Source organism: Devosia sp. J2-20 (assembly GCF_055808475.1).
In genome coordinates this window covers 1,065,384-1,085,577 of record NZ_CM147870.1, presented here as the reverse complement: position 1 = coordinate 1,085,577, position 20,194 = coordinate 1,065,384, and the positions used below count along the sequence as shown (strand labels likewise).

18 protein-coding genes and 1 pseudogene are annotated in these 20,194 nt (G+C 62.0%); 11 read left to right on the top strand and 8 right to left on the bottom strand.

Going from position 1 to position 20,194, the window contains the following annotated elements:
* Positions 1–162 precede the first annotated feature (162 nt).
* Positions 163–2,370 carry a catalase/peroxidase HPI gene (gene katG, locus AC0L37_RS05280; RefSeq protein ID WP_212657378.1) on the bottom strand — a complete coding sequence of 736 codons (2,208 nt, stop codon included), beginning with the start codon at positions 2,368–2,370 and terminating at the stop codon, positions 163–165.
* A gap of 104 nt (positions 2,371–2,474) precedes the next feature.
* Between katG and AC0L37_RS05275 the strand changes: the two genes are divergently transcribed.
* Positions 2,475–3,377: a hydrogen peroxide-inducible genes activator gene (locus AC0L37_RS05275; RefSeq protein WP_269369127.1), complete on the top strand. Its 903-nt coding sequence runs from the start codon at positions 2,475–2,477 to the stop codon at positions 3,375–3,377.
* A gap of 171 nt (positions 3,378–3,548) precedes the next feature.
* Entirely contained in the window at positions 3,549–3,998 is a 450-nt protein-coding gene (locus tag AC0L37_RS05270; RefSeq protein ID WP_212657376.1) for a host attachment protein, read from the top strand.
* 123 nt (positions 3,999–4,121) lie between these two features.
* Here AC0L37_RS05270 and AC0L37_RS05265 read toward each other — a convergent pair whose 3' ends face one another.
* The 3 genes from AC0L37_RS05265 to ettA form a co-directional block, all read right to left on the bottom strand.
* The gene (locus AC0L37_RS05265) at positions 4,122–4,991 is read right to left on the bottom strand and encodes an alpha/beta fold hydrolase (RefSeq protein WP_282221787.1); all 870 of its coding nucleotides are present in this window, start codon (positions 4,989–4,991) and stop codon (positions 4,122–4,124) included.
* Positions 4,991–5,308: a hypothetical protein gene (locus AC0L37_RS05260; protein WP_269369121.1), complete on the bottom strand. Its 318-nt coding sequence runs from the start codon at positions 5,306–5,308 to the stop codon at positions 4,991–4,993. The genes AC0L37_RS05265 and AC0L37_RS05260 overlap by 1 nt, the downstream gene beginning before the upstream one ends.
* 62 nt (positions 5,309–5,370) lie before the next feature.
* Positions 5,371–7,026, bottom strand: coding sequence for an energy-dependent translational throttle protein EttA (gene ettA, locus AC0L37_RS05255; protein ID WP_212657373.1), 1,656 nt, complete (start codon positions 7,024–7,026; stop codon positions 5,371–5,373).
* A 180-nt stretch (positions 7,027–7,206) separates the two neighbouring features.
* On the opposite strand from ettA, the gene AC0L37_RS05250 reads away from it, so the two are divergent.
* The 3 genes from AC0L37_RS05250 (at position 7,207) to AC0L37_RS05240 (ending at position 10,910) form a co-directional block, all read left to right on the top strand.
* Positions 7,207–8,574, top strand: coding sequence for a M16 family metallopeptidase (locus tag AC0L37_RS05250; protein WP_282221788.1), 1,368 nt, complete (start codon positions 7,207–7,209; stop codon positions 8,572–8,574).
* Between the two features lie 4 nt (positions 8,575–8,578).
* Positions 8,579–9,907, top strand: coding sequence for a M16 family metallopeptidase (locus AC0L37_RS05245; RefSeq protein WP_282221789.1), 1,329 nt, complete (start codon positions 8,579–8,581; stop codon positions 9,905–9,907).
* Between the two features lie 109 nt (positions 9,908–10,016).
* Positions 10,017–10,910 (top strand): TolB family protein, encoded by an 894-nt coding sequence (locus tag AC0L37_RS05240; RefSeq protein ID WP_282221790.1) that lies wholly within the window; start codon positions 10,017–10,019, stop codon positions 10,908–10,910.
* A gap of 3 nt (positions 10,911–10,913) precedes the next feature.
* On the opposite strand, the gene AC0L37_RS05235 is transcribed toward AC0L37_RS05240, so the two are convergent.
* The 3 genes from AC0L37_RS05235 to AC0L37_RS05225 form a co-directional block, all read right to left on the bottom strand.
* Positions 10,914–11,603 carry a DUF2461 domain-containing protein gene (locus AC0L37_RS05235; RefSeq protein WP_212657369.1) on the bottom strand — a complete coding sequence of 230 codons (690 nt, stop codon included), beginning with the start codon at positions 11,601–11,603 and terminating at the stop codon, positions 10,914–10,916.
* Positions 11,600–13,783 (bottom strand): FdhF/YdeP family oxidoreductase, encoded by a 2,184-nt coding sequence (locus AC0L37_RS05230; protein WP_473314520.1) that lies wholly within the window; start codon positions 13,781–13,783, stop codon positions 11,600–11,602. Before AC0L37_RS05230 ends, AC0L37_RS05235 begins: the two co-directional genes overlap by 4 nt.
* 96 nt (positions 13,784–13,879) lie before the next feature.
* On the bottom strand, positions 13,880–15,061 hold the full coding sequence (locus AC0L37_RS05225; protein ID WP_282221792.1) for a PQQ-dependent sugar dehydrogenase: 1,182 nt from the start codon (positions 15,059–15,061) through the stop codon (positions 13,880–13,882).
* Positions 15,062–15,212: 151 nt separating this feature from the next.
* On the opposite strand from AC0L37_RS05225, the pseudogene greA reads away from it, so the two are divergent.
* From greA to AC0L37_RS05200, 5 genes and pseudogenes are all read left to right on the top strand, one after another.
* A pseudogene (gene greA, locus AC0L37_RS05220) lies at positions 15,213–15,687 on the top strand (transcription elongation factor GreA).
* A gap of 156 nt (positions 15,688–15,843) precedes the next feature.
* Entirely contained in the window at positions 15,844–16,794 is a 951-nt protein-coding gene (trxB, locus tag AC0L37_RS05215; protein WP_212657367.1) for a thioredoxin-disulfide reductase, read from the top strand.
* A gap of 36 nt (positions 16,795–16,830) precedes the next feature.
* Entirely contained in the window at positions 16,831–17,724 is an 894-nt protein-coding gene (locus AC0L37_RS05210) for a LysR family transcriptional regulator (protein WP_212657366.1), read from the top strand.
* A gap of 10 nt (positions 17,725–17,734) precedes the next feature.
* Entirely contained in the window at positions 17,735–18,439 is a 705-nt protein-coding gene (locus tag AC0L37_RS05205; protein WP_282221793.1) for an HAD family hydrolase, read from the top strand.
* A gap of 657 nt (positions 18,440–19,096) precedes the next feature.
* Positions 19,097–19,264 (top strand): Thivi_2564 family membrane protein, encoded by a 168-nt coding sequence (locus AC0L37_RS05200; protein WP_212657364.1) that lies wholly within the window; start codon positions 19,097–19,099, stop codon positions 19,262–19,264.
* 366 nt (positions 19,265–19,630) lie between these two features.
* Here the strand turns inward: AC0L37_RS05200 and AC0L37_RS05195 are convergent, their stop codons facing one another.
* Positions 19,631–19,897 carry a hypothetical protein gene (locus tag AC0L37_RS05195; RefSeq protein WP_212657363.1) on the bottom strand — a complete coding sequence of 89 codons (267 nt, stop codon included), beginning with the start codon at positions 19,895–19,897 and terminating at the stop codon, positions 19,631–19,633.
* Here AC0L37_RS05195 and AC0L37_RS05190 point away from each other — a divergent pair.
* Positions 19,887–20,183, top strand: a complete 297-nt coding sequence (locus tag AC0L37_RS05190; RefSeq protein ID WP_282221794.1) for a hypothetical protein — start codon at positions 19,887–19,889, stop codon at positions 20,181–20,183. The genes AC0L37_RS05195 and AC0L37_RS05190 overlap by 11 nt on opposite strands.
* Positions 20,184–20,194: the final 11 nt, after the last annotated feature.

Below are 20,194 nucleotides of genomic sequence, written 5' to 3'. Positions count from 1 at the left end.
GACGATGGACTCTCATCTTTTGCAGGCACTGAAGTCCGAGCCCCGATATTGATTCAAATTGTAACGGTCTGCACGGGGCGCGCAAAAAGCCCCGGCAGGTTTCCCGGCCGGGGCTGATTTGGTTTGGGCAGTGTCCAGACAGCCTGCGCTGCCCTCGAACGCCTAGTTCACGAACAGATCGGCGTTCATCACCTTGGTCCAGGCGGCGACGAAATCCTTGGCGAATTTTTCGCGCGCATCGAACTGGGCGTAGACTTCAGCAACGGCACGCAGTTGCGAGTGCGACCCAAAGATCAGATCGACACGCGTACCGGTCCACTTGGCTTCGCCCGACTTGCGGTCGAACCCTTCATAGATCCCGTCTTCATCGGCCTTTGGCTCCCACCGCGTGCCCATATCGAGCAGGTTGAGGAAGAAGTCATTGGTCAACGTGCCCGGATTATTGGTGAACACGCCATGCTGGGCATTGTCGTAATTGGCACCCAGCACACGCAGACCACCCACCAGCACCGTCATCTCGGGTGCTGTCAAACGCAGCAACTGCGCCTTGTCGACCAGCGATTCTTCGGGCTCCATGAACTGGCGACCGCTCAGATAATTGCGGAAACCGTCCGCCCGTGGCTTGAGCGCCTCGAACGAATGCGCATCGGTCTGCTCCTGCGAGGCATCCATGCGGCCAACCGTGACCGGCACATCCGCTGCAATCCCGGCCGCCTTGGCTGCCTGTTCGACAGCGGCACTACCGGCCAGCACGATCAGATCGGCCAGCGAAACCTTCTTGTTGCCAGTCTGCGCACCATTGAAGTCCTGCTGGATCGCCTCGAGCGCGGCCAGCACCTTACCCAGCTGGGCAGGCTGGTTGACCTCCCAATCCTTCTGCGGCGCCAGCCGAACGCGGGCACCATTGGCACCACCGCGTTTGTCCGAACCCCGGAAAGTCGAGGCCGATGCCCAGGCGGTCGAGACCAGCTCGGCAATCGACAGACCGCTGGCCAGCACCTTGGATTTGAGCGCGGCAATATCGCTGTCATTGATCAGCTCGTGATCAACGGCGGGGATCGGGTCCTGCCAGATCAGCTCTTCGGATGGCACCTCAGGGCCCAGATAGCGCACCTTCGGGCCCATATCGCGGTGGGTCAGCTTGAACCAGGCACGCGCGAACGCATCGGCGAACTCGTCCGGATTCTCGTAGAAGCGACGCGAGATCTTTTCGTAGGCAGGATCAACGCGCAGGGCCAGATCCGAGGTCAGCATGGTCGGCAGCTTCTTCTTGTTCGGATCAAACGCGTCGGGCACGGATGGCTCGGCGTTCTTGGCCACCCACTGCTTGGCGCCAGCGGGGCTCTCGGTCAGCTCCCACTCATAGCCGAACAGATTGTCAAAGAAGTGGTTGCTCCACTGCGTCGGCGTCTGCGACCAGGTCACTTCGGGACCACCTGTAATGGCGTCGGCACCCATGCCGCTGCCATGCGTACTGGTCCAGCCAAAACCCTGCTTGGACAGATCTTCGCCCTCGGGCTCGGGACCGATCAGCGACGGATCGCCCGCGCCATGGGTCTTGCCGAAGGTGTGACCGCCAGCGATCAGCGCCACGGTCTCTTCGTCATTCATTGCCATGCGGGCAAAGGTCTCGCGAATGTCGCGAGCCGATGCCAGCGCATCCGGATTGCCGTTCGGGCCTTCGGGATTGACGTAGATCAGACCCATCTGCACCGCGCCCAGTGGCTCGGACAGCTGGCGCTCGCCGCTATAGCGCTCGTCACCCAGCCAGGTGCCTTCAGGGCCCCAGTACAGCTCCTCTGGCTCCCACACATCGGCGCGACCGCCGGCAAAGCCGAAGGTCTTGAAGCCCATCGACTCCAGCGCGACATTGCCCGTGAGCACCATCAGATCGGCCCAGGACAGCTTGTTGCCGTACTTCTGCTTGATCGGCCAGATCAGCCGACGCGCCTTGTCCAGATTGGCATTGTCAGGCCAGCTATTGAGCGGCGCAAAGCGCTGCTGCCCAGCCCCGGCGCCGCCACGACCATCAGTGATGCGATAGGTGCCCGCGCTGTGCCAGGCCATGCGGATGAACAGGCCGCCATAATGGCCAAAGTCGGCTGGCCACCAATCCTGCGAGTCGGTCATCAGCGCATGCAAGTCTTTCTTGACCGCTTCGAGATCAAGCGTCTTGAACGCTTCGGCATAACTGAACTCGGGGCCAAGCGGGTCCGACAACGCAGAGTTATTGTGCAGGACCTGGACGTCAAGCTGCTTGGGCCACCAGTCACGATTGCGGCGGGCGCCGCCGCCCTTGCGACCGCCGTCCCCTGACTGGCCGTGTGCAACTGGGCATTCGCCCGCGCTGGAAGAAGTTGTTTCGGTCATGTGGCGCTCCCTGTAACCGTTCTAAACTTTGATCAGCTTTGTGACGCAGCCATGTCCATTAGGCAAATTGATTGATCCACTAACTATGATAAGCTGCACCTATCATGAACTTCACTCTCAAACAGATGCGCTATGTCGCTGCCGTCGCCGATACCGGCCATTTTGGCCGGGCGGCCGCCGCCTGCAATATCAGCCAGCCCGCCTTGAGCCAGCAAATCGCCGCCGTCGAGACGCTCTGCGGCACCCCCTTGTTTGATCGGCTCAAGGGCGGCGCGCGACTTACCCCGTTCGGCAGTGAATTTGTCGCGCGCGCCCGCACCCTGCTCGAAGGCGCCGACGCACTTGCCGGCTTTGCCATGGGCCATGCCGGGCGGCCCGAACGCGCCATCCGCTTCGGCCTGATCCCCACCGTGGCGCCCTATCTGCTGCCCGAAATCTTCCCGGCGCTGCAGGCCAGCCTGCCCAAGCTCGATTTCACCGTCAGCGAGAACCGCACCGATGCCCTGCTCGCCGGTCTGGTTGATGGCAGCATCGACATTGCTCTGATCGCCACCGACCCGCCCGACAGGGGGCCCCGCCTGATCAGTGCCCCCTTGTTCGAAGATCGCTTCGTGCTGGCCACCAGCCGCAGCGAGGTCACCGCCGAACCTGCCTCGCTCAATGGCCTGTCACCCGAGCGCATCCTGCTGCTCGATGAAGGCCATTGCTTTCGCGACCAGACCATTGCCGCCTGTCGGCTGGAGAGCGATACGGGCCCGCGCACCTTTGCGGCCACCTCGCTCTCCACCATCGTCGAATTCGTCGCCAATGGTCAGGGCGTTACGCTGCTGCCCCAGATCGCTGTGCGCAAGGAAGCCACCGATGCGCGCATCGCCATCCACCAATTGGGCACCCCCGGCGCCGAGCGCCTGCTCCGTCTGGTCTGGCGCGAAGCCACCCCGTTTGGGCCGACCTTTGAGCGCATCGCCAGCGTGATCCGCGACACCCGCAGCGCCAGCGCGGCATAAAAAGCACTGCCGTTCAAACCCTCGCCCGAATTGAGCCGCAGCATCACCCGATCCAAGTTTGTGCTCCCTGCCATCTTGCAAAGCCAGGTGCAGGGGCCGACCTTTGGTGTGCAGGCATCTTGATGCCTGCAGGCACATGCCAATCCGACGATCCACCAGCAGGAGTTCATCATGAAGAAAACTGTCACCTGGGTATTGATTGCAGACGGCGCGCAGGCCCGAGTTCTCGAGAACACCGGGCCGGGCAAGGGACTTCAGCAGGTTCAGGGACAGGATTGGGCCATGCCCAACATGCAGGCGCAGGACATTCAGGCCGACAAGCCCGGCCGCAGCTTCTCCTCGAGCGGTTCAGGCCGCAGCGCCATGGAGCCCCGCACCGATCCGGTGGAACATCGTGAGACCGAATTCGTCAAATCACTGGCCACCAATCTCGACCGCAAATTGCAGGACGGTGCCTTTGACCGGCTGATCATCGTTGCCGCTCCGATCGCCCTGGGCGACATCCGCAAGGCCATCTCGCCCAATGTCAAAAAGACCGTGATGGCCGAACTGGACAAGGATCTGACCAATCTGCCCACCGCGCAACTGACCCAGCACCTCAACGGCGTCATCGCCCTCTGATTGCCTCGATAAATCAACGCACTAAACAAAAAAGCCGATTCAACGCGCCACGCAGTTGAATCGGCTTCTCAGTATGTTGAATCAGCGTGCGAGCAAGCCCCAAACGGGAACCCATACCGCAGGCTAAATGTCTGACTCGTCGTCATCTTCTGCGCTGCCGCTGCCTTCGATCGCGTCAAGAAACTGCAGGATCATGGAATTGACCAGATCGGGCCGCTCCAGGCTCGGAATATGCGCCACATCCTCGAGCACGGCGGCAAAGGCGTTCGGCATTTCTTCGGACAGATATTCGTGCCGGTCGATCAGCGTGGTGAAATCCTGATCCCCCACCAGCAGCAGGCTGGGCGCGGCGACTTCACCCATTCGGTGCCAGGCGCTGGGTCGCTGTTCGTCCTGCGACAGGTCCGGTTTGCTCAGCGCCAGCGCGTTCATCTCGAGGAACAGCTTGCGCGCTTCTCCCCCGACCCGGCCGCTCTGCCCACGCGGCCCGTCGAGCCATTCATGGGCCTGAACCTTGTTGAGCATCTCCAGATCGCCGCGCTCGAACGCGTCCTCTTCGGCCGCCTCGATCATGGCTTCGGCTTCAGTCGAATTCCACGGCGCGCCGGTGACCGACGTGCCGATCAGCACCAGACCAATCACCCGACCGGGATGGCGCAGCGCGAAATCCAGCGCCAGACCACCGCCCAGCGAACAGCCGACAAACACCGCGGCATGGATATCGAGCGCTTCGAGCAGCGCTTCAAGATCATCAACATGATTGAAGGCTTCGTCGGGGCTGGTGGTCTCACCATAGCCGCGCCGGTCATAGGCAATCGCGTGCCAGCCAATATCGGCAACCGCCACCATCTGCCGGGCCCACATCCGCTTGTCGCATACCCCGGCATGCACAAACACCACCGGCAAGCCTTCGCCGGTTTCCACCCCCGCCAGAGTGGCGCCGCCCACTTCAAGCGCGAACGGCTCGAAGGCCTCCGGCAGATCGGCGCTCATTATTGGGCGACCAGCGCACAGAACGAGAAATCGTCCTTGCCGCCTACCCAGCAACCCGGCGCATCCACCGCAGCCGTCATCAGACCGAGTTCGACCGGATAGGTGCCCGCCCCGGCATCTACCGGCGTCAGATAGCCCAGCCCTTCGCCTTCACCCACCAGGGCAAAGGCAAACACCTGACCATCGGGCAAGCCGAAGGTTAGCCCGCCGCCGTCGCGCGACAGTTCGCAATCAAACGTCCCGAACCCGGTCACCGTGCATTGCGCCGGTTCGGCCACCGCAACACCAGCCAAAACGGCCCAAACCAGGCCGGCCACTACAAGTCTCATATTGCCCCCACAGCAAAGAGCGGGCGCTGTGCCCGCTCAAAGTCATCGTCTTAACGCGTCAGCGGCTTGTATGTCGCGCGCTTTGGGTTGACCGCATCCGCGCCCAGGCGACGGATCTTGTCAGCTTCATAGTCGGCGAAGTTGCCTTCGAACCACTCCACGTGGCTGTTGCCCTCAAACGCCAGCATGTGCGTGGCCAGACGGTCAAGGAACATGCGATCATGGCTGATGATGATGGCGCAGCCGGCGAATTCCTCGAGCGCCTCTTCCAGCGCGGCCAGGGTCTCGGTGTCCAGATCGTTGGTGGGCTCATCGAGCAGCAGCACGTTCGAGCCGCTCTTGAGCATCTTGGCCAGATGCACGCGATTGCGCTGACCACCCGAGAGATTGCCGACCTTCTGCTGCTGATCGCCACCCTTGAAGTTGAACGAGGACGTATAGGCACGCGAATTCACTTCGCGCTTGCCCAGCAACAGGATTTCGTCGCCTTCCGAGATTTCTTCCCAGACGGTCTTGTTGGGATCAAGGCTGTCGCGGCTCTGGTCGACATAGCCCATCTTGACGGTCTCGGCGACGGTCACCGTGCCGGTGTCTGGCGTCTCCTGCCCGGTCATCATGCGGAACAGCGTGGTCTTGCCCGCGCCATTGGGACCGATGATCCCCACAATGCCGCCCGGTGGCACTTTGAAGCTGAGATTGTCGATCAGCAGGCGGTCGCCATAGGACTTGGACAGCCCTTCGATATCGATCACGTTATTGCCCAGCCGCTCGCCGGCCGGAATAACGATCTGCGCCGTCGAGGACTGCGTACGGGCCTCGTTAACCTTGACCAGTTCTTCGTAGGATTTCAGACGCGCCTTGGACTTGGACTGCCGCGCCTGTGGGCTCTGGCCCATCCATTCGCGTTCGCGTTCCAGCACCTTGGCGCGCGCTGCGTCTTCGCTCTTTTCCTGCGCAAAGCGCTTTGCCTTGGCTGTCAGATAGGCCGAGTAATTGCCTTCATACGGCACGCCACGACCGCGATCGAGCTCCAGGATCCAGCCCGTCACATTGTCGAGGAAGTAGCGGTCATGGGTGATGATCAGCACGGCACCCGCGAATTCACGCAGGTGGCGTTCCAGCCAGGCCGTGGTCTCGGCGTCCAGATGGTTGGTTGGCTCATCGAGCAGCAACAGGTCGGGCTTGCTCAGCAGCAGCGCGCACAGCGCCACGCGGCGGCGTTCGCCACCTGACAGCTTGGTCACATCGGCATCGCCGGGAGGGCAGCCCAGCGCTTCCATGGCCACTTCGACCTGGCTTTCCAGATCCCACAGGTTTTCCGCGTCGATCTGGTCCTGCAGCTTGCTGGCCTCATCGGCGGTCTCGTCGGAATAGTCCATCATCAGTTCGTTGTAACGATCGACGATAGCCTTCTTCTCTTTGACGCCCGTCATCACATTGCCCAGCACGTTCAGCGCCGGATCAAGCTCGGGTTCCTGGCTCAGATAGCCGATCTTGGCGCCGTCAGCGACCCAGGCTTCGCCCTGGAATTCCTTGTCGATACCGGCCATGATCTTGAGCAGGGTCGACTTGCCCGACCCGTTGGGGCCCAGCACACCGATCTTGGCATCGGGGTAGAAGGAGAGGCGGATATTGTCCAAAACCTTCTTGCCGCCGGCATAGGCTTTGGACATTCCGTCCATGTGATAGATGAATTGGCGTGCCATGTGGCGCTGTCCTCGGCAATGGGAGATTTTGTGCCGTATGTAGGGGATGGCGCGGCCGAGAGCAACATGCCGCCGCACTCTCGCCGCATCCATCCCATTACCTCACCGCGCCAACCAATATTGCGCCCCGCCCGGCGGTTTCCCGACCGCCCCCACGCGCCTACAACACCGGATGTGCCGATGACCATCAAACTCGCCCTGGCCTTTTGTGGCGCTGCGCTGCTGATTCCCTCAGCCTTCGCGCAGCAAACGCCCGCACAGCCGGCGACATCGCCCCAGAACGCCGTCGCCCATTTCAGCCTCGACAACGGGCTGGAGGTCGTGGTGATCCCCGATCATCGGGCACCGGTGGTCACCCATATGGTCTGGTACAAGGTGGGTAGCGCCGACGAGCCAGCAGGCAAGTCCGGCATCGCCCATTTCTTTGAGCATCTGATGTTCAAGGGCACCGAACGCCACCCCGCTGGCGAACTGGATGCCGCCGTCACCGAACTCGGCGGCAATCTGAACGCCTTCACCACGGCCGACGTCACCGCCTATTTTGAAACCGTGCCCCCCGAGGCACTGGCGGACATGATGGATTTCGAAGCCGACCGCATGCGCGGCCTGGTGCTTAGTGAAGAGGTGATTGGGTCCGAACGCGACGTTGTACTTGAAGAACGTCGCCAGCGTGTCGAGAGCAGCGCTCAGTCGCTGCTGAGCGAAGAGTTCACCGCGACGCTGTACCAGAACCACCCCTATGGCATCCCCACCATTGGCTGGATGCACGAGATGGAACAGCTCAACCGGGCTGACGCCGCCCGCTTTTACGATCAGTATTATGCCCCCAACAATGCCGTGCTCGTTGTGGCCGGTGATGTGGAGCCCGAAACCGTACGCACCCTGGCCGAACAGACCTATGGCAAGGTTGAACGCGGTCCCGACCTGCCACCCCGCGTCCGCCCGTCCGAGCCCGAGCGCAACACCAGCGCCAGCGTCACACTGCACGATCCGCGCGTCGGCATCCCCAGCTTCCTGCGCGCCTGGGTGGTTCCCACCTATCGCACCGCCGAGCCCGGCGAAGCTGAAGCGCTCGACCTGCTCTCGGAAATTCTCGGTGGCAGCAGCCGCAGCCGGTTCTATCAGGAGGTCGTGGTCAAATCCGGCATCGCCGCGCAGGCGGGTGCGGGTTATGATGGCGGTGCCTATGACCCCAGCGGTTTCTCCATTTATGGCGCCCCGCAGGGCCAGCATACCCTGGCCGAGGTCGAGGCCGCCATGGATACGCAACTGACCCGACTGATCACCGAGGGCATCAGCGATCAGGAGCTCGACCGGGCCAAGGCGCGCTATCGGCGCGGCCTGATCTTTGCCCGCGATGCCCAGCAGAACATGGCGCAGATGTATGGCAATGCCCTGGCCAGCGGCGGCAGCGTGGAAGACATCGAGCAATGGCCCGAGCGCATTCGCGCCGTCACACCCGAACAGGTTCAGGCGGTCGCCAGCAAATATCTCGATCCCTCAAAAGCCGTGACCAGCTATCTGCTGCCCGCAACCGGAGCGCAATAACACCATGACCATTCTGCCCCCGCTCCGCCGCACCCTTGCGGCCATCGCCACCAGTTGCGCCCTGCTGCTTGCCACCCTGCCCGCCCAGGCCGAAGTGGTCTTTCAGGACATCACCTCTCCCAAGGGCATCAAGGCCTGGCTGGTCGAAGACTATGCCGTGCCCATTGTCACCATCCGCTTTGCCTTTGAGGGCGGCACCACCCAGGACCCTATCGGCAAGGAAGGGCTGACGACCCTGCTCACCACCCTGTTCGACGAAGGCGCTGGTGATCTCGACAGCGAGGCCTTCCAGATCGCGCTTGATGACGCAGGGGCCGAGATGGGCTTTGCCGCCGACACTGACGCATTCTATGGCTCCATGCGCATGCTGGCCGACCAGCGCGACGAAGCCGTGGCCCTGCTCAAGCTGGCGATCGAAGAACCACGCTTTGACCAGAACCCGATCGATCGCATGCGCGCCCAACTGGTCACCGGCATCAACGCCGCAGCGCAGAACCCCGGCACCGCCGCGCAGCGCCAATGGGCCACCGCGCTTTATGGCGACCATCCCTATGCCCGCCGCAGCGAAGGCACGCTTGAAACGCTGGCAGGCCTGACCGCCCAGGATCTGCGCGCCATGCACACCAGGCTGTTCGCCCGACAGAACCTGCATGTCGGTATTGTCGGCGCCATCGACGCCGAGGCTGCCACGGCCATGCTCGACACCCTGTTCGGCACCCTGCCCGAGCAACCGGATCTGACCGCTATCGCCGACATTGCGCCCAGGCTGGGCCAGGACCTGCGCGTCGACTACGATCTGCCGCAGACCTCGATCTTCATGGCCTATCCCAGCCTTGAGCGCGACGATCCGGACTATCTAGCAGCCTATCTGATGACCCAGATTTTGGGCGGCGATACCTTCGGCTCGCGCCTGACCACCGAAGTGCGCGAAACGCGTGGCCTGACCTATGGCATTACTGCCGCACTCAACAATATGGCGCACAGTCAGGCGCTGGTGATCTCCACCGCCACCCGGGCTGATCGCGCCGGAGAAACACTCGACGTCATCAAGCAGGTCGTGGCCGACATGGCCGCCAGCGGCCCCACCGAAGACGAACTCGCCGCTGCCAAGAAATACCTGATCGGCTCCTACGCCATCAATGAGCTCAGCTCGTCCTCGGCCATCGCCAACACGCTGGTCGGTCTGCAATTGCGCGATCTGGGCATCGACTACATCGCCCGCCGCGCCGAACTGATCAACGCGGTCAGTGTGGCGGACATCAAGGCCGTTGCGCAGAAATTGCTGACAGCTCAGCCCGCCATCCTGCAGATGGGACCGCAGCCCGCTTCCTGAGCGCGGGCTGCACGGGCCTTGCCAAGCCGGCACCGCCGCTCTAACAACGCCAGTGGATTATCGCTAATACAAATCGGCTTTGCGCCTTCTGGCTGCCTGGGAGATCACCTTGACCAATCCGAAATTCACCCGTCGCGGGCGTGCCCTGCAGCCCGGCCAGCGCGCCGAACTGACTATCATCAAGGCGGACGGCACCGACCGCACGGTGATTTTCACCGCCGATGAAGTGATCGAGGCGCCCAACTGGACGCCCGATGGCAACACGCTGGTGTTCAACGCCGGCGGCGAACTCTGGCGCATCGCCGCGACCGGCGGCACCCCGGAACGGATCGAAACCGGCGATCTGCGCGATCTCAACAATGATCACGTGCTCTCCCCCGATGGCCAGACCGTCTATGTAAGCTCTGATGATGGTCATCTCTACGCCGTGCCGATCACCGGCGGCACGCCGCGCCGCGTCTCCAACACGCACACCACCCCGCACCATTATTATCTGCACGGCATCAGCCCCGATGGCGACACACTGGCCTATGTCGCCGTCGAAGCGCCCAACGGCACGCGCCGGATCAACATCTTCACCATTCCCACAGCTGGCGGCCCCGACACACGCCTCACCGATCTCGACGCGCCCCATGATGGCCCCGAATATTCTCCGGACGGTCAGTGGATCTACTTCAACTCCGAACGAACTTCGCCCGGCCACGCCCAGTGCTTCCGCATGGCGGCCGATGGCAGCAATGTCGAGCAATTGACCGATGACGAACGGGTCAACTGGTTCCCGCACCTGTCGCCCGATGGCGCTTCGGTCGTCTATATCAGCTACCCACCCGACACCCAGGGCCACCCTGCCGACAAGGATGTCATCCTGCGCTTCATGCGCCCCGATGGCGCCGAAAAGCGCGACATCATCGCTTTTTTCGGCGGTCAGGGCACGATCAACGTAAACTCATGGGCGCCTGACAGTCAGCGCTTCGCCTATGTCGCCTATCCGCTGCAGGACTAAGGCTCAGGCGCCCGTCGCAACCTCGTCGAGCAGCCATTTGCCCACCGGCCAGGTGGCGGTAAAATGGCTCATGCAGATATCGGCGAAATCGGCTTCAAGCGCCGCGCTGGCGGGCAATGATGTGCCCGCCGTCAGCCCTTCATAGAGCAGGAACTCCGCACGCTCCTCGGGCGCCTCGAAACCGCGTGGCAGCCGCTTGCGCGTCTTTTCGCCAATCTCGTAATCACCATTGGCCCGTACCGCCTCGACCGCCGCCACCAGCGCCTTGCCGGAGCGCGGCAGCACGATCGAATGGCGGAATGATTCCAGCGTTTCCTTGCCCATGCCATGCAGGCCGCATCCCAGATGCACCCCATCCGGCGTCAGGCGAAACCAGAAGCCCGGACAGTCCCAGCTGCGCTTTTCGCCATGCCAGAACCACAGATCCAGATGTGTCTTGTAAGGCCGCTTGTCCTTTGAAAAGCGCACATCGCGATTGATCCGCGACTGCGAGCCATTGACCTTGGCCGCGAACTGTACGCTCGGCGACAACGCCTTGAGCCGTGGCCCCATTTCTTCGACAAAAGCGCGCCCTGCCGCGACATACCCGGCTTCATACAGCGCGCGATTCTCGTCAAACCAGGCCTTCTCGTTATGGGCGGCAATGCCGCTCAGAAAATCCAGTGTCGCCTGCGGAAAACCCGTCGCGCTCATGCGCTCACCCCGTCCAGTTCCAGCCGCACGCTCACCGATTTGAACGCCGGTGTCTTGCTGCGCGGGTCGACTTCGGTCCCCACCAGTACATTGGCTTCAGGATAATAGGCCATGGCGCTGCCGCGCGGCAGATCGAACGCCCGTGCCACCGCCCGCATCCGGCCGGCATCTGAGGCAATCGTCACCACCTGCCCCTCGCGCACGCCGAACCCGGCCATGTCATCGGCATTCAGAAACACCGCATCGCGGCCCGCGCCGCCGCGATAGCTGTCTTTTTCTTCATAAATAATGGTGTTGAACTGCCCCTCGCTGCGCACTGTCGCCAGGCTCAGTTGCGCTGCGGTAGCTGCTGGCAGCGGCGTCACAACGAAATGCGCCTTGCCGTCCACCGTGCCAAATTCTGGCGTGTGCATCACCCGGCTCTTGATATGGAATTCGCGCTTGGCCACGTCGATATCGGCCAGCTCTTCCATGCCCGGCACAATGGTCGCGATTGCATCGCGGACTTTGGAGTGGCCGCTGAACGCCTTGAAATCGATCGGCGAATTGGGCAGCAGTTGCGCCCCCAGCGCTCCCAATATCCAGCTCTCGGGGCGCACATTCTCCAGCCGCCGAATGCCGCCATCGCTCAGCCGCACATAGTTGAACATCGACTCCTGCGTGGTCGGCTCCCACTCCTCGTCACGCGCGGTCACCGGCAGCACCAGCACCTCACCATCGCCCAGCCCGTGCACATGCCCCCTATTGAGCGTGGTGGTCAAAAACAGCTTGAAGCCGATGGCTTCCATGGCTCTGCTGGCAAAGGCCGTATCGGGCGTCGCTGCCCACAGATTGCCACCCATGATCACCGCATTGTCGATGCTACCCGCCTCAGCCGCCTTGAGGCACGCCATGGTGTCCATGCCGCGCTCCTCGGGAAAGCTGACGCCGAATTCTGCCTCCATCTTGGCCAGCACATCCTTGGCGAGCACCGGCTTGACGCCGATCGTGCCAATCCCCTGCACATTGGAGTGCCCGCGCAGCGGCAACAGCCCGGCAAAGCGTTTGCCCACCATGCCGCGCAGCATCGCCAGATTGGCGATGGCTTCCACATTGGCCACGCCATGAATGTGGTGGGTCATCCCCATGCCCCAGGCAAACACCGCGTGCTTGGAGCGCCCATATTGCCGCGCGATATGCCCGATCTCCTTGGCACTGATCCCGCACGCTGCGCTGATCGCGTCCCAATTCAGACCATCGAGATCCGCTGCAAACGCCTCAAACCCGCTGGCATGGCTGGCGATAAAGTCGCGGTCCTCCAGCCCCAGCTCCAGCACCGCCTTGGCAATGCCCTTCATCAGCGCGATGTCCGAGCCGATCCGCGGCTGCACATAGTCCGATGCGATCTCGCTGCCGCCCTTGAGCATCGAACTGGGCGATTTGGGCACCGCGAACTTGACCAGCCCCGGCTCCTTGGCCGGGTTGATCACGATCACCTGCCCGCCCCGCTCGCGGCAGTTCTTGAGCATGTGGATGAAGCGCGGATGGTTCGATGACGGATTGGCCCCGATCACAAAGATCAGATCGGCGCCGGTCAGATCCTCCAGCTCGACGCTGGATGTGCCCTTGCCAATGGTTGTGGCCAGCCCCTCGCTGGTCGCCTGGTGGCAATAATATGAGCAGTTGTTGACGTTATTGGTGCCATAGGCCCGCGCCAGCAGCTGAAACAGAAAACCCGCCTCATTGGACGAACGCCCGGACGAGTAGAAAAAGCTGCGCTGCGGGTCTGCCGCCCCCAGCTTCCGCGCCGCATGGGCCATGGCGAAATCCCAATCCACCGGCATAAACCGATCCGCACCCTCGGCCTTGAACAGCGGCGTACCCAACCGGCCCAGATGCTCCATTTCCTTGCCCGTCAGCTCCTGCAGATCGGCCAGGCTATGCGCAAAGATCGCGTCGGGAATGGCAGGCTGGATATCTGTCGATTGGGCCTGGACGGACTTGTTGCAAACCGAAGGAAACTCATCGAGTTCATTGGTCATGCCGCCACGCTGTCCGCCCATGCCATAGGCACAGGCTTTGCATGCATTCTTGGCGGTCAGCGCCTTGGCAGCCTTGCCCACCCCCATGCGGCCAATGGTGGCCAGAGTATAGAGGACCTTTTTGGGTCCACCACCAACGATAGGGCTGGTTTCACTCACGATGCGGCTCCGCTTGCTGAACTGCCATTGTCAGGTCGCGCCCGCGCCGGCGCAAGCCTTGCCGTCGTCAATCTTACAAATCGACCAACGCGCGTTTCATTGCCCGCTTGGTGCCACCCGGATCAACCGGCCATTATCTTCATCAGTGATCAGATAGATCGCGCCATCGGGACCCACCTTCACATCGCGCACCCGGCCCAGCTGCCCGGCAAACAGGCGTTCCTCGCCCACAATGGTGTCATCCTCGACATCAAGCCGCACCAGCACCTGCCCGCTCAGCCCGCCAGTGAGCAGGTCGCCCTGCCAGCCCGCCAGCAGGTCGCCGTCATAGAAATCCAGCCCCGAGGGGGAAATAGACGGGTCCCAATAGAACAATGGCTGCTCCAGCCCTTCCTTTTCGGTCCCCACCCCGATGGGCAGGCCGGAATAATCCTCGCCATAGGTGATCACCGGCCAACCATAATTGGCGCCGGGCTGCGGGTTGTTGACCTCATCACCGCCGCGTGCCCCGTGCTCGACCGTGAACAATTGACCATCCGCGCGTAGCGTCGCGCCCTGCGGATTGCGGTGTCCCTTGCTCCACAGCTCCGGCGCCCAGCCGTCCAGTTGGGGATTGTCCGTCGGCACTGAACCATCAGGGCCAATGCGCGCTACGCCGCCGGCCAGATCGCCAAAGTCCTGCGCCCGGTCCTGCTCACCGCGTTCGCCCAGCGTCACGAACAGATTGCCGTCGTTGCCGACCACAACGCGCGAACCGAAATGCCTGTTGGTGGTGGTGAATTTGTTCATGCGGAAAATCACCTGCTGGTCCTCCAGCCGGCCGGCATCCCCCTCCAGCACCAGCCGGGCCACCATCACGGCGGTGCCCTGCCCGCGCTGCAGCCCCGCATCGGCGGCTTTTTCGGCAAATGTGAGATAGATCTTGCCACTCTCGGCGAAGTCTGGCGCCAGCGCCACATCGAGCAGGCCACCCTGCCCCTGATTATAAACATCGGGCGTGCCGGCAATCGGGCCACTGATCACCCCATCGTCGATCACGAGCAATTGCCCGCTGCGCTCGGTCACCAACAAGCGCCCATCGGGCAGGAACGCCAGCGCCCACGGGTGATCCAACCCTTCGCTGAGCACGGTGGCGCTCAGCACTCCGGCGCTTGATTGCACCTCCTGAGCTGCGCCAACCGGCACAATAAGCAGCGAAATGGCGAGGGCTGGAACGAGGGCTTGCATGATCTGGCCTTTCTGCGAGAAGAGATGGTGCTTGAAAGCGCGTGTGGACATAACCACGTTCATACGCACACCGGCTTGACCGCAACGCGGCAGCCGGGCAATTTGAGGTCTCTCTCCCCTAAAACTTATCGTGAAGCGCAGGCCGAACGGATTTTGGCTGGGGTGGAAGCTATTTACTGCCGTGCCGATGGAGGCGACGAGAATGGAAAAGATCCCGATGACGGTTGGTGGCCAGAAAGCCCTTGCCGCCGAATATGAGCACCGCACCGCCACTGAGCGCCGTCGCATTGTCGAGGCGATCTCGGAAGCGCGCGCTCATGGCGATCTGTCCGAAAACGCCGAATACCATGCGGCCAAGGAACAGCAGAGCCTCAACGAGGGCCGCATCAAGGAACTCGAGACCATTCTGGCGCTCGCCGATATCATCGATGTGTCCAAGGTTTCAGGCACCAGCGTCAAGTTCGGCGCCACCGTGACCTATATTGATGAGGACACCGAGGAAGAGAAAACCTATCAGGTCGTCGGCGACCCCGAAGCCGACGCTTCGGCGGGCCGCATCTCGATTTCCTCGCCCATCGCCCGCGCCATGATCGGCAAGTCGGAAGGCGATTCTGTTTGAAGTCGCCGCTCCCGGTGGGGCACGCAGCTTTGAAATCCTCAAGATCAAGTATGTCTGACGCCCCATGACTGGGCATTTGCCCATTTGGGTGTGACATTTCGGTCGGTTCCACAGGCATGAGCCTGTTGGGAGAACGGTTTGCCTTGAAAGAGTACGACTTCGGCCTTTAACGTAACGGCCGAGGGAGAACTCCCAATTGTCGGAGAGCGTCACGATGCACGCCAAAGTCGTCATCATCGGGTCTGGCCCGGCTGGATACACCGCAGCAATCTATGCTGCGCGCGCCATGCTTGAGCCCGTCATGATCCAGGGCCTGCAGCCCGGTGGCCAACTGACCATCACCACCGATGTGGAAAACTATCCCGGCTTTGCCGACGTCATTCAGGGCCCCTGGTTGATGGACCAGATGAAGGCCCAGGCCGAGCATGTCGGCACGCGCTTTGTCAGCGACATCATCACCCATGTTGATTTCGACAAGCGCCCCTTCGTGCTGACCGGCCACGATGGCGAGATTTACACCGCCGACAGCGTCATCATCGCTACCGGCGCCCAGGCCAAATGGCTGGGCCTGCCCAGCGAAGAGAAATTCCAGGGCTTTGGCGTATCCGCCTGCGCCACCTGCGATGGCTTCTTTTATCGCAACAAGGAAGTGCTTGTGGTCGGCGGCGGCAATACCGCGGTCGAAGAAGCGCTGTTTCTGACCAATTTTGCCTCCAAGGTTATCGTCGTGCATCGCCGCGACGAGTTCCGTGCCGAGCGCATCCTGCAGGACCGCCTGTTCAAGAACCCCAAGATCGAAGTGCGCTGGAATACCGAGATCGCCGAAATCGGCGGTTCGGCCATGCCGCCATCGGTCAACACGGTCACCCTGCGCGATCGCACCAACAACACCACTTATGAACAGCCCATCGATGGCATTTTCATTGCCATCGGCCATGCCCCGGCGACCTCGATCTTTGCCGGCAAGCTGGACATGAAGCCCGGTGGCTATCTCCAGGTTAAACCTGGCACCACCGAAACCAATATCCCCGGCGTCTTTGCCGCTGGCGATGTGACCGACGATGTCTATCGTCAGGCCGTCACCGCCGCAGGCATGGGCTGTATGGCCGCTCTGGAAGCGGAACGTTTTCTGGCCGAACACGAACTCGCCGAAGCGGCGGAGTAGCGCGACCGACGACCCAAATAGAAAGCGTCAACAGATATGCTCGACTGGGACAAACTCCGGATTTTCCACACCGCCGCCGAGTCGGGCAGTTTCACGCACGCCGCTGAAAAGCTGGGCATGAGCCAGTCGGCCGTCAGCCGACAGATCTCCGCCCTTGAAGACGATCTGGGCCTCAAGCTCTTCATCCGCCATGCGCGCGGGCTGGTGCTGACCGAAGTGGGCGAGCAGCTGTTCCGCACCGCCCATCGCATGCACTGGGAACTGCAGCAGGTCGAAACCCAGATGTCCGAAAGTCAGGACACGCCCACCGGCCCGCTGGTGGTCACCACAACGGTGGGTATTGGCTCGACCTGGCTCAGCTCCCGGCTCGATGAATTCCTCAAGCTCTATCCGCTGATCCAGCTCGAAATCCGCCTCAACGATTCCGAGCTCGATCTGGCCATGCGCGAGGCCGATGTGGCCATCCGCCTGCATCGCCCCAACCAGTCCGAGATGATCCAGCGCAAGCTGTTCACCGTGCACAACCACTTCTACGCCTCCAAGGGCTATATCGAAGAGTTCGGCATGCCCACCAGCGCCGAGCAGCTCGATGAACACCGCATTGTCAGCTTTGGCGAGCCTGTGCCCTCCTATCTGGGCGACATCAACTTCCTCGAGCGCATGGGGCGCACTGATTCCAGCCCGCGCCGCGCCTCGCTCAAGGTGAACGCCATCTACGGCATGATGCAGGCCTGCCGCGCCGGCATCGGTATCGCCATGCTGCCCGACTACGTCACCGAAGAGGAAGACGGACTGGTGCAGGTGCTGGCCGAGACCGAACTGCCAGCCTATGAGGCGTTCTTCGTCTATCCCCCGGCCCTGAAGAACTCCAAGCGCGTCGGCGTCTTCCGCGACTTCCTTGTCGCCAAGGCCCGCGAGTGGAGCTTCTAGCCAGCCTGCCATGGCGCGCATTACCACCATCGCGCTCGATGCCGACGATACGCTCTGGCAGAACGAGCAGTATTTTCGGCTGACCGAACAGCGCTTTGCCGATCTGCTGCGCGACTACACCGATGCGCCTGACCTCAACGACCGCCTGATCGCCTCGGTCAGCCGCGATCTGCAGCACTACGGCTTTGGCGCCAAGGGCTATACGCTGTCCATGATCGAGACGGCGCTGCAGGTGACCGATCATCGTGTGCCTGGTTCGGTCATCGCCGAAATTCTGGCCGCGGGTCGCGAACTGCTCAGCTATCCCGTTCAAACCCTGCCCTATGTCGATGCCGCACTTGAACAGGTCCACCGCACCCACCGGCTGATCCTGGTGACCAAGGGCGATCTGTTCGATCAGGAGCGCAAGCTGGCAGCTTCCGGTCTGGCCGACTATTTCGCTGCCATCGAAATCGTCTCGGACAAGAGCCCCAAGACCTATGCGCGAATTTTTGCCCAACACACCGAGGGGCCCGAGCACACGGTCATGGTCGGCAATTCGCTGCGCTCCGACATCCTGCCCGCTCTCGCTGCGGGTGCCTTTGCCATCTATGTGCCCCATGATCTGATCTGGTCCTACGAGCGCGCGGAAGAGCCGCGCGACCAGCCGCGCTACGCCCGGATCGAGCATCTCGGCACGCTTGCCGAAACCATTGAGAACCTGCAAACGCCTTAAAAAGCGCGCCACTGCTTACAAAGCGCGCCCTCAGATCCGCCACAGGGAAGCGGGCTTTCGCATTGATTCGGTTGGATTTTTCCATATCAATATGCAGCCAATGCATAGCTAATATACGCTCTGCCTGATTGTTGAGCAGCCGCCATCCCCCTATATCGATCCCAGCACCGCGGGCGCTTCTCCTCCTCCCTTGCGCCCCGTGCGTTCCCTCCTTGCGGGAATTCGTTTCCGCAAACATGTGGCTCCGCTCTCCCCTCGAGCGGGGCCACATTTTTTGCCCAGCCTGTGCAAAACTGCATGGCAGACATGACGCAGACTGGATTGCCGACCAATCCAGTAGAGTTCATAAGGAGGGCGTCGCTGAGGCGCGTTCCGTATCCTCCTCCCTCGGAACAAGTATCGCGACACCGGACCGAGATCGTATCCTCCTCCCTCGATCAAGGTTCACTGGCAGAGCGCATATCCTCCTCCCTTGCCTCTGCCCCACTTTCGATTTGGCTTCGGCCCTATCATCGGCCCCGTCTTCGGACGGGGCTTTTTTTGCCGTGCGCCCGGCATTGCCCAATGCATCCAGCGCCCGGCACGGCCTCGCCATGCAACCGAAGCGTTCACAGCCACGTTACTGCTCGCGCACCAAGCGCTGCTTTGGAGATTATCGTGGGCACATCTGTTCTTGTCGGCATTCTGATCACCTTCCTGGTGATCGTTCTTATTCTCTGGCTCGTCCAGCGCCTGCCTATCGAGGCTCGCCTGCGGCAGATCCTGCAGATCGTGGTGATCGTGATCGGCATTATCTCGCTGCTCAAATATCTGGCCGTGTTCTAGGCCGCCCGGCGATTGACAACATGTCGCTGTGCAGAATGCATGGCAGACATGCTGACCTATGCATTGCTGACCAGTCGGTCAAAATCTATATGTGTACCTGTCGCTGGCGACGCCGCTCCGTATCCTCCTCCCTCGGACCCGCGTTTAGGCGACACGAACGAAAGCTGCATCCTCCTCCCGCAGCTTAGTTCACTGGTCCGGCGCATATCCTCCTCCCTTGCGCAGGGCCCTACTTCAGATTTGGCTTCGGCCCTATCATTGGCCCCAACTTCGGTTGGGGCCCTTTTTTGTCCCGTGCACCCCCTTGGTCCGTCCGTCAATCTGCATGGCAGCACTTCCCATTGCGCGTTTGTGCGGCAAGGCCCGCTAGCCGATATTGAGCCCACAAGAATTGCGGCAATCGTGGTGGTGCCGCACCTCCAAGGTCAGACGCTTCGGCTGATGACCGTCGGGCCCTGCCCTCCCCTCGGGCGGGGCCTTTTCATTCCAGACATTATTGCCCGCCAACCGGCAGTTTCTGCCGCCCTGGCGCCGATGGCTGTCAAAAGGCAATTGATTCAATTGCCTTTTCTTCGGCACGTGGATTGCATGGTGTTCCGCATACCGATTGCAGGAGCCCAGAATGGTTGCCATCAGCGCCCCCTATCCCAGCACCAGCTATCTCAACCTGGCCACCAGCCAGTCCAATGCGGCCAGCAGCGCCTACGCGGCAGCCACCAGCGCGTCTGTAGTGCCCAACGTTACCGAGCAGGCCGCCACCGCCATAACCCTCTCTAGCGCCGCCCAGGCCGCCCTGGCGACCAAGGACTTCGCCACCGTGCTGGCCGACACCCACGCCAGGCTGGCCAGTCTGCTTGAAGAGGCCGAACGCACCTCCCCCTCGAAGAGGGCAAGCTGGCCATCGACCTGTCGGGCCTGAACCAGCGCGAG

Coding starts and splice junctions, on each gene's coding strand:
- AC0L37_RS05225 (WP_282221792.1), bottom strand. CDS start 15,061: ATGTCCACACGCGCTTTCAAGCACCATCTCTTCTCGCAGAAAGGCCAG.
- AC0L37_RS05250 (WP_282221788.1), top strand. CDS start 7,207: ATGACCATCAAACTCGCCCTGGCCTTTTGTGGCGCTGCGCTGCTGATT.
- AC0L37_RS05210 (WP_212657366.1), top strand. CDS start 16,831: ATGCTCGACTGGGACAAACTCCGGATTTTCCACACCGCCGCCGAGTCG.
- AC0L37_RS05235 (WP_212657369.1), bottom strand. CDS start 11,603: ATGAGCGCGACGGGTTTTCCGCAGGCGACACTGGATTTTCTGAGCGGC.
- trxB (WP_212657367.1), top strand. CDS start 15,844: ATGCACGCCAAAGTCGTCATCATCGGGTCTGGCCCGGCTGGATACACC.
- AC0L37_RS05265 (WP_282221787.1), bottom strand. CDS start 4,991: ATGAGCGCCGATCTGCCGGAGGCCTTCGAGCCGTTCGCGCTTGAAGTG.
- AC0L37_RS05195 (WP_212657363.1), bottom strand. CDS start 19,897: ATGGCAACCATTCTGGGCTCCTGCAATCGGTATGCGGAACACCATGCA.
- AC0L37_RS05270 (WP_212657376.1), top strand. CDS start 3,549: ATGAAGAAAACTGTCACCTGGGTATTGATTGCAGACGGCGCGCAGGCC.
- AC0L37_RS05245 (WP_282221789.1), top strand. CDS start 8,579: ATGACCATTCTGCCCCCGCTCCGCCGCACCCTTGCGGCCATCGCCACC.
- ettA (WP_212657373.1), bottom strand. CDS start 7,026: ATGGCACGCCAATTCATCTATCACATGGACGGAATGTCCAAAGCCTAT.
- AC0L37_RS05190 (WP_282221794.1), top strand. CDS start 19,887: ATGGTTGCCATCAGCGCCCCCTATCCCAGCACCAGCTATCTCAACCTG.
- katG (WP_212657378.1), bottom strand. CDS start 2,370: ATGACCGAAACAACTTCTTCCAGCGCGGGCGAATGCCCAGTTGCACAC.
- AC0L37_RS05275 (WP_269369127.1), top strand. CDS start 2,475: ATGAACTTCACTCTCAAACAGATGCGCTATGTCGCTGCCGTCGCCGAT.
- AC0L37_RS05205 (WP_282221793.1), top strand. CDS start 17,735: ATGGCGCGCATTACCACCATCGCGCTCGATGCCGACGATACGCTCTGG.